The following is a 9,412-nucleotide window of genomic DNA, read 5'->3' as shown; positions in this document are numbered from 1 at the left end:
AAAGATTGGGTCGACGCCCAACACGGATTATTTAGAAGCAACGTACCTCGCTCCTACATTGCTAGATTCCTTCACCGACGAAGTCTGAATCAAATCAAATCGTGAGCAAAATCGAGAGTTCTCTCTGCGTGTCCCCACGAGTACGCCGTACAGACCTTGGCATAAACGAAGCTCTTCTGTAGAGCGAAGCCGTGTAGCCAATTGAAGATTCAACATGAATCGCCACAATTGGCACACATCTGCAGCGACGCGGAGTGATGACAGAGGTCTTACGGCGCACGCAGTGCAGACACGATGCTTTTTGCCTCCTTTTTGGCGAAACAAAAAGGAGAGAGAAAGAATAAATAGATTGTTTGCTGAATAAATAAGATTACTTCGTGAAACTCGCAATGACGACCGAGACTGTTCTCCGCTTTGCTGTAACGAGGCGCAATGGAAATCAAGCTATCTGACCCCAATTAATGAACAGGGGAATGTTTCACGTGAAACAGCACAAATGAAAATTTCTTCATTTGACAAGGATTGTCTAGACAAACACAAGGTTATTCACTCTTTGGTGTTGTATCGGTGGATAAGCTGTAGATAACTAAGGTTAGCAGAGAAATGTTGACGCCAAATTGTCGTCAACCCTATACAATTATGCTAATATTAGCAGTATATAGGGTTGACTTTGGGCCTATTTTCTGCTAATATAGAGGAAGCAATGCATATGAAGTGGTTACAAACAGCCCTAACTGTGCTTATTCTCATGGTTGTGTTCACTCCCGACGCTGGGGCGCTCATGACCTCTACGAATTATCGGCTTTACGGTGATTCTCTAGGTTCCGTTGGAGGAAGGGGGACAAGTACAAACTATTTACTCGACGGCACGGGTGGCGAGTCCACAATCCCCGGCGAGGGTTCGAGTACAAACTATACGTTGCTGGCCGGCTTCCAGTCTCTCGCTGAGCACCCCACGTTCACGTTTTCTCTTTCTGTGAGCTCCCTGAGCCTCGGTGCACTCACTGTAGGCTCCGTAAATACGGCATCCTATACTGCAACTACGTCTACAAACGCTGCCCATGGGTTTACAACCTATGTCTATGAGGATGGAGATCTACGATCTGGTGCAAACACGATCGACGATGTTGCAGACGGATCCGTGACCGCAGGATCCGAGGAATACGGAATTGCAACAAGTGGAACGTACGCATTGCTCGGAGCAGATACGGCTATTACCACCTCATCACTTGCTACCGCAAGCTACACAAAGTGGATTAATGGTGCAGAAACAACCATTACGCATAAAGTTGCTCGCGGAACGGGAACGTTGGCGGGCACTTACTCACATATAATTACGTATATGAGTGTTGGAAACTTTTGATACGTGGTCTCGGGAGTCCATGATACATGGGTTGCCGAGACACCGTATCGACCTGTCCAAAGGGTCCTTGCCTTGTCGCCTACGTTGAACGTAGAAGATGCGTTCCTTCCACAATCTTTACATTGTTGCCTGTTCGTTTCCTTGTCTTGCGTGGAAGGGGACCGAGCAAGGCGACAATGCTCAACAGGAGAATCCTTGTATTCTGCATGTGCAAAACACAGAGATTCGTCCGCTGAACAGACAGACTTCACATAAAAACGAAAAGAAATCAAATCAAAATTCGTTGTCGGTGGAGCACGTCTCAAAAGAAAACAAAAAGAAAATCGTTTCGATCATTTACACGCTGTATGCTCGTTTTAGGAATCCATTATGACCACACGATTTACAATCTTACTGCGTATTGCAGGTGTTGTCCTATTTGGAGCCGTTATGTTTCCAACTGGGGTGTTTGCGTTAACATTCACTCCGGAGCGGTATGTAACAGAGGTGTCTCCGGGTGTTCCTCAAGTGGAGGAACTCACACTTCTTAACGAGACAGGCGAGTCTGTTTCCGTTGTACTCGAACCCGTCGATCTAGACACGAGTATGGCAGCTGAGGGTAAGGCTACTTTCCTTCTCAATACTGCAGGTTCTCTGGCTACATCATGGATTTCCGTGTCTCCCGATCAGTTTGTGCTAGGGCCGGGGGAGTCGAGAAGCGTTGATGTCACGCTGACTGCACCCGTAACATCTACGGGAAGCTTATACGCTGGTATTGCGACTACGTTTCGTCCTGTGCGCAGCGACGAATTGGGTGACGTATCTCTTGTGAGCGTCACGGGACCATTGATCTTTGCCGCGGTTATGCAGAATGACAGTGTGCGAGATGGATCCGTTACAGGATTTACGACGCGTGGTGGGTCCACGTGGTTCTCTCATCTCCCTGTTTCTTTCGAGGTTTCATTTGCCAATAAAGGAACCGTCTATCTGGTACCCAAGGTTACACTCGAAGTACGCGACGTATTCGGTCGCCTAACCGAACGTATTGATTTGAATGAGGGTCAATACATTGTACTTCCACATACGAGTCGCGACATCACACTAGACTGGGATACGAAGTTATCAGAGGAGCGTATCTCAGGAATTGGCCGCGAACTCGCATCACCCCTCATGGGGCCGTTCACCGTAACGGCGCAGGTGTCCTATGACGAATCAGTTTCCGACTCTGTTCAATTGACGCTCTGGTTTTTTCCTTGGAGGCTCTCGTTCTTGTTGCTGCTCTTACTTGTAGGGGTCGTCGCTGTGCGAAGACGATTGCGTCGCGTATGAACTGGCGATCTCTACAAGCGTTCTTGCTAACACTCGTTGTCATTGCAACACAGTCGATGTTCATCGCTCCTGTGCAGGCAAGTATTCTAACGAGTGCAACATTGCAACTTTCAACACACGCAATTAGTACGATCGCAGACCATACGTTTGCCTTTGTTACGCCCTCGGGTGTTGAATCGTCGACGGATACGTTGATTGTTGATTATGCAACTGGGTTTTCTCTTGGGTCTGTAGCATTTGGGGATATTGATCTTGCCGTAGATGATGATGGCGCCTGTGATGGTCCTTGGGGTGATAAAACATTAGCGTCCTCTGCGGGCGCTGGTACCTGGGGTGCTTCTGTCGCAGGACAAATCATTACATTTACAGCGCCAACCGATGCTGCCTTGGGTGAGATCACTGCGGGACGCTGCGTACAAATTCAGGTGGGTACGCATGCCTCTGGTGGTGTTAATCAAGTAACAAATCCGGGGTCCGCAGCTTCTTACGAAGTTGATGTATACGGGACCTTTGGAGACCATGCGCTCTATGCCGTAGGAATAACAGGAACTTCTGGTCTTCCTGTGACGGCCGTCGTTAGTTCTGGTGGTGGGCCATCGTTGCCACCGCCTGTCGGTGATACAACCGGGCCGGTTATCTCTAACGTGCTCGTTTCCAATATCACGACAACCTCGGCGACCGTCACGTGGTTGACCGATGAGGCTGCTTCTCGCGTGCTCTCCTATGGAACAACACCATCCTACGCATTAGGAAATCTGACGGACGGTGCATTCCGCACGGTTCACACGCAATCGTTATCAGGATTGCAAGAGAATACAGGTTATCACTTCCGTATTCTTGCAACGGATAACTCGGGGAATGCAACAACGAGTGGAGATTATACGTTTTCGACACTCGACCTGACGCCGCCTGTGGTTACCGTTTCTGTCATTAATATTACAGAAACAACAGCCGACATCGTTTGGACTACAGATGAAGCGACGACAGGGGTTGTGACCGTAACGGATGCAGGCACTTATCCTGACGCATCGCTTTCAACGGCACACACGGTTTCTTTAACAGGTCTCACTTCTGCAACGACCTACAATGTGCAAGTTGCCGCTCAGGACGCGTCAAACAACACGACCGTTAAGAACACAAGCTTTACAACACTCACCGATCTCCCACCTTCTAACGTAATGAATTTTACGGCGACGGCAGGAGACACGGTTGTAACACTTGCATGGACAAGCCCAACCGACGCCGATTTTGCGGGAGTAATACTTGTTTATCGCACGGACCGGTTTCCAACAGATCCAGCCGACGGAACAAGTATCTATACAGGGTTTAATACGTCATTCCTTCACACAGGATTAACGAATGGTCAGAAATATTTCTATACCATTTTTGCAACGGACGCAGCTCGCATGCTTTCTTCAGGAGCTACGGCTTCCGCGACGCCATTTACGACGGCTACACCCATAGATACGACACTTCCACCTGGTGACACAACGTTACCTGTTGGTGACACGACACTTCCACCCGGTGACACAACGTTGCCACCTGGAGATACGACTCCTGTTACTCCGCCCGTCGTAATAGTGCCAGGTGATACGACGCCACCGTCGGTGCCTGTGATTACTCCGGAACCAGATTTGCCAGAGCCGGAACCTTCCGTTCTGATTCCTGTGAGTGAAGTAACATTCATGGTTGCACGTGATGCAATTATGTTGCGGCCAAGTAATGATTTACTCCATGTGTTGGGTGGGCGCCCCTTAGCAATCTCACTCAACGTTGCAAACGCCCCTTCGACAATCACATCGGTTGACCTTACGGCTTCCAATGGGTCCTTTCTCATGAATCCAGCGACGCTTCTCGTAAGCCGATTTGATACAAGTCTTGTCGCCGTGGAAAATGAGTCGTTGTATGTTGCTCGCGTGGTGACACCTCTTGAATCTGGACCGTTGACGATCGCGATTCATTACGTGACAGGTGAGACGCAAGTACTTACCTATCAATTAAACGTACGCGCAAATGGAAGTGTGATTGCCGATACGAGTAAGGAGTATCTCTCTGACGTTGCTGTGTCGCTCTATGAGCGTCTTGGCAATTGGCAGTTATGGAATGCCGTAGAGTATGCACAAGAAAATCCGTTGCAAGTCGATGGAAATTACGCTTGGTATGTCCCAAATGGAACGTACCGCGTGCGTGCACTCAAAGAAGGTTATAGCTCCGTTGACACAGTTGCCTTACAGATCGAAGACAACATTATCAACGTGCCGATTGTGTTAATCGAATTACTGCCGCCAGTCGATACCATGATTCAAAATGGAGCATCTCCCTTGTCGGCAACCGTTCAACAGCTCAATCAGTCAATTCGTATCCTGCGACAAAATCCTGGCGTGATCTCTGTATCTCGCTATGCGACGCCGGTGGTTGCCGTGTCTGCCGCTTCAACCGTGGGAATTGTGCTCGCAGCCTTTAATGGCCTGCCGTTCCTGCAGTATCTCTTTACCGCTCCGTTTCTCTTGTTTAAACGACGACGCAGAAAGCAGTGGGGTGTGGTGTATGACAGCTTACGCAAAATACCTGTGGATCTTGCAATTGTTCGTCTCTTGGACGGGCAGTCAAAGCGTGTGCTCAAAAGTCAGGTAACTGATAGACAGGGACGCTACCTCTTTATTGTAAAGCCAGGTGTGTACCTTCTACAGGTAAGCAAAGAAGGATTTACCTACCCAACAGTCATCCTTGCGGATCTCAAACGAGACGGAGAGTACTTGGACCTCTATCATGGAGAACCTATTTCCGTTACCGAAGCCGATGCCGTGGTTGCCGCCAATATTCCTTTGGACCCAGCGGGCGAAGGAGTAAAGACGCCAGCAAAAATCAAGCTCGATCGTTTGGCACGCCGTGTCATGTACGCTCTCTCGTTGATAGGTCTTGTGGTCGCTCTCATTGTCGCGTTCCTTCATCCAACGACGTGGACCGTGGCCGTCGCGTTGATTCAAGCTCTTTCCTTTGTCTTGTTTGTTCGCATGGCGATCCCCGCACGTCCTAAGAGCTGGGGCATTGTCTACGATCGACAGACGCGGAGACCACTCATAGATACGGTCGTTCGCATCTTTGATCCTACGTACAACAAATTGTTAGAAACGCAGCTTACGGATAGCCGTGGGCGATACGCGTTCCTCGTAGGACCAAACGAGTACTACACAACGTACGAGAAAGACAGCTACACCAAGCTCGAGGTGAGGCCGATCGATCGTACAGATACCAAGGAAGCCTCTTACGTCTCGGTAGACGTCGGGCTGACCAAAAACACACCATCTTAATATGAACATTCAGCACACAATCCAAACAGCTTTCCGGCGCGTGGCCTTTACGGTCTTGCTTGGAGTGTTTGCATTGTTGTGCTTGTCGCTGTCCGTGTATACCACGCACGCCGCGTTGGATGTTCCGCAGATTCTTACGTACCAAGGTCGGCTGACAGACGATAGCCGTATTACCGTTGACGATGCGACGATTACGATGAAGTTTGCGATCTATGATGCATCTTCTGGCGGAAACTGTTTGTGGAGCGCCGGAGATAATGATGCGAACAGCGCGACAATTGATTGTACGAGTAACACGCCGGATCTCGGTATCAGTGTTCCTGTTGTCGATGGGATGTTTACCGTGTTGCTCGGCGACACAACAGCGAGCATGAATGCATTGCCCGACACCTTGTTTGATAATAACTCGACGCTCTACCTCGGAGTTACCATTTCTACGGATTCAGAAATGACGCCACTACGTAGAATTGGATCTGCAGCGTTTGCCATCCAGGCAGGGAATGCAGATTTGCTCGACAATCTTAATACAGTCAATAGTGGGTGTACAACGGCCTGCGTTCCTGTAACAACGTCTGCCGGAAATCTTGTTCTTACGGGTGATCCACAAAGCACACTTGTAAGTGGTGGAACGCTCTACATCAATCCTGCTACGGCAGGTGCGGGAGAGGCGCTGTTTGGTATTGCGGACAACGGTACAACACGATTCCTTGTCGATACGGAGGGAGATACAACCATTAAAGGTCATCTTGGTATCAGTGGGTCGGCATCCTCGGCGAATTCCGTTCTCAATTTTGGAACAACCTACATGGTAGCTGTTGCTGGAAATCTTAATGGGGCAATATCTGATCTTACGTTCGAAGGAGACTTGAGTACGGATACAGCCATTGGCATTGAAAGTGACATTACCGTAAGCGACACTGTTGCAACGGATCGCCTCAGTGCTGTGCGAAGTTTTTATGCAAATGATCAATATTCCGGAGACGGCACGACCGGCTCTTGGACATCTTTTTATGGTGCGCTCAATGTTTCCAATGGTACTGTTACCGATGCACAAGGTGTGGATGCAACGGTGACGGCCGACGGGGGCATTATCACAACCGGACGTGCGGTGCGCGGAACTCTTGCGCAAACGTCTGGGACGCTTTCTACCGGATACGGAGGGGCTTTTTCTACCAGCGGCACCATCGCAACGAGTTATGGTGTGTATGGAGACGCGAGTGCCACAGCTACGTCTAATTACGGTGGTTATTTTAAAGCAACAAACGGATCAAAGGATTACGCCATTTATACGGCTGAAGGTCTTGTTCATATTGAAGGAGACTCCGTCGCAACATCGCCTAACACCTCAACCACCGATGGAGAGTTGTACGTGTTTGGTGATATTGAGAACGATGGAAACATCGACACAAACGGTCACTTGGCGCTTGTAGGAGACACACCGAGCACAACGAGCATTATTTCTGCAACAGAAACCTTTACAGGTGCTTCTGAATACCGTGGCTTAGACCTCGACATCACTGCCGAGAGTGCACAGGCGCATTCCGGTGTGCGTGTAGATATTGGGATCAATGGTGCGCTAAACAGTGGAGGACGTGTAAACGGAGTCGCGTCTGTTGTAAATGTGGACGTTGATTCGGGCGCCTCGAACGACGCACAGGAAATTAATCAGTTCAATGGGTCGACAAGCTATCTCGGCACAGGGCTTACTGATGCGATTAGCGGATTTAAATCTGCCATTTCTCTTGATGCAACGGGTGATGCGACAACGGTGTATGGTGTTAACTCCTCCGTGACAACGACCAACGCGGGCGCAGCAATTACGAGCGCCTATGGTGGGTACTTTAGCCTCGTTGCCGGTACAGGATCTATCGGAAAAGCCTTTGCCCTCTATGCAAAGGCCTCGGGTGCTACGACAAACTTCGCTGCCTACACTTCTAACGGACAGGTCTGGATCGAGGGAGACGACACACCAACGACAGCTACGTTCAACGATGTTGCAACTCATGCAGACGGAACACTATTCGTGCAGGGAGATACAGAAATCTTTGATGGTTCGCTGTGTGTGGGAGATGGTGGTGCGGGTGCATCAAGTCCTGGAGGAAACTGTGCAAACGCTGCAGGAACGGATGGGGTGATCTACTCTGTCAACACGAGTGTTACACAGCATGACGTTGCCGAGATGTTTCCTTCTTCCCAGTTTTTAACGGCGGGAGAAATTGTCTCTGTTTCGTCGACCAATACAGAATTTGTTGAGCGAACGGTTGGAAAGAAAATAGTTATCGGTGCTATCTCTACATCCCCAGGACTTACACTCGGATGGGAAACAGCACAAGATAATTATTACCCTGTAGCTCTTACCGGTCGTACACCAATTAAAGTAAACGGAGAAGGTGGAGCAATCGCGATTGGTGATCGTATCGCTATGAGTTCAGTCGCAGGAATTGGAAAGAAGGCAACAGAGGCGTCTGAGATTGTTGGTATCGCCATGCAGGCGTTTAACGGAAAAGGGCAGGGTGCCATTGTCTCGTTTGTGCAGCCACACTATTGGGACGGTATTGATCACACAAGTGTTGCCGAGAAGAAACCAGAGCCTAAAATCAACACATCCGCTGTGCTCGTGATTGAGGGAAATGCCATGAGCAACATCGCATCACTAAAGGGATACAACTGGTCCGTGGATATGAACGGAGTTTTTGCAACGGAAGGGTCCTACCAGGTACTTATTCGTGGCAATGACGCACATAAAACAACCACCTATTCCACACTGAGCTCGCAACAGTTCGTAACGCTTGCGGGAACAACGAAAATCTCAGGGATGATGACGGAAATCAGCTTTGCCAAGGTTGATCCGGCGTTTGCGAATACAATTCAAGCGGACGCTCCAATTGTTGTTACGGCAACCATGTCCAATGGTAGCGGAAACGTATGGATTCGTGAGAAATCGACTAACGGATTCCAAATTTGGCGTGATGGTGGGTCGGGTGATGAGGTTGATTGGATCGTGATGGCGTATAGGAACGGGGTTGTCCCAGAAAAAGTAGAGGAACCTGCAGAAGAACCGGTCGTAGCGCCAGCTGAGGATTCCGCACCAGTTGTTGAGAATGATCCAATCGACGCCGTGGATGAGACGTCTGCAAGCGATGCGGAAGAGGTTGCTATCGAGCCAGTCGATATGAAACCAATAAAGGTCGTAGAGCCGGTTGTTGATGAATCGGACCCAGTGGACACCTCCGTTCTTGAGCCTGAAGTAGACACAACTACAGACGACACAGAAACAGTTGAGGAAACGGATGCATCGATAGAGGTGGTAGTCGATCCTGTCGATGTTGTCCCTATAGAGACGCTCCCAGTTGAACCGAAAACCGTTACAGAGACACTTACGGAGAATCTCTAATCCGCAAGAAGCAAAACACACCGTACAGGTGTGTTT

At 49.3% G+C, this 9,412-nt stretch carries 5 protein-coding genes; all 5 read left to right on the top strand.

Translation table 11 applies throughout. The features are described 5' to 3' along the window. Window positions 1–748 precede the first annotated feature (748 nt). Window positions 749–1,363, top strand: coding sequence for a hypothetical protein (locus tag COV06_02145; GenBank protein PIR47773.1), 615 nt, complete (start codon window positions 749–751; stop codon window positions 1,361–1,363). Between the two features lie 97 nt (window positions 1,364–1,460). Next, on the top strand, window positions 1,461–1,736 hold the full coding sequence (locus tag COV06_02140; protein ID PIR47772.1) for a hypothetical protein: 276 nt from the start codon (window positions 1,461–1,463) through the stop codon (window positions 1,734–1,736). Further along, complete coding sequence (locus tag COV06_02135; GenBank protein ID PIR47771.1) at window positions 1,733–2,671, top strand: hypothetical protein; 939 nt, start codon at window positions 1,733–1,735, stop codon at window positions 2,669–2,671. Before COV06_02140 ends, COV06_02135 begins: the two co-directional genes overlap by 4 nt. After that, window positions 2,668–5,982, top strand: a complete 3,315-nt coding sequence (locus tag COV06_02130) for a hypothetical protein (protein PIR47770.1) — start codon at window positions 2,668–2,670, stop codon at window positions 5,980–5,982. Before COV06_02135 ends, COV06_02130 begins: the two co-directional genes overlap by 4 nt. A gap of 1 nt (window position 5,983) precedes the next feature. Continuing rightward, on the top strand, window positions 5,984–9,376 hold the full coding sequence (locus COV06_02125; protein ID PIR47769.1) for a hypothetical protein: 3,393 nt from the start codon (window positions 5,984–5,986) through the stop codon (window positions 9,374–9,376). The last annotated feature ends 36 nt before the right edge of the window (window positions 9,377–9,412 follow it).

The organism is Candidatus Uhrbacteria bacterium CG10_big_fil_rev_8_21_14_0_10_50_16 (assembly GCA_002774875.1).
Taxonomy (GTDB): Bacteria; Patescibacteriota; Patescibacteriia; order UBA9934; family UBA11717; genus UBA11717.
The sequence above is the reverse complement of the archived record's forward strand: the minus strand, read 5'-3'. Positions and strand labels throughout refer to the sequence as shown.

Coding starts and splice junctions, on each gene's coding strand:
- COV06_02140 (PIR47772.1), top strand. CDS start 1,461: ATGCGTTCCTTCCACAATCTTTACATTGTTGCCTGTTCGTTTCCTTGT.
- COV06_02130 (PIR47770.1), top strand. CDS start 2,668: ATGAACTGGCGATCTCTACAAGCGTTCTTGCTAACACTCGTTGTCATT.
- COV06_02135 (PIR47771.1), top strand. CDS start 1,733: ATGACCACACGATTTACAATCTTACTGCGTATTGCAGGTGTTGTCCTA.
- COV06_02145 (PIR47773.1), top strand. CDS start 749: ATGGTTGTGTTCACTCCCGACGCTGGGGCGCTCATGACCTCTACGAAT.
- COV06_02125 (PIR47769.1), top strand. CDS start 5,984: ATGAACATTCAGCACACAATCCAAACAGCTTTCCGGCGCGTGGCCTTT.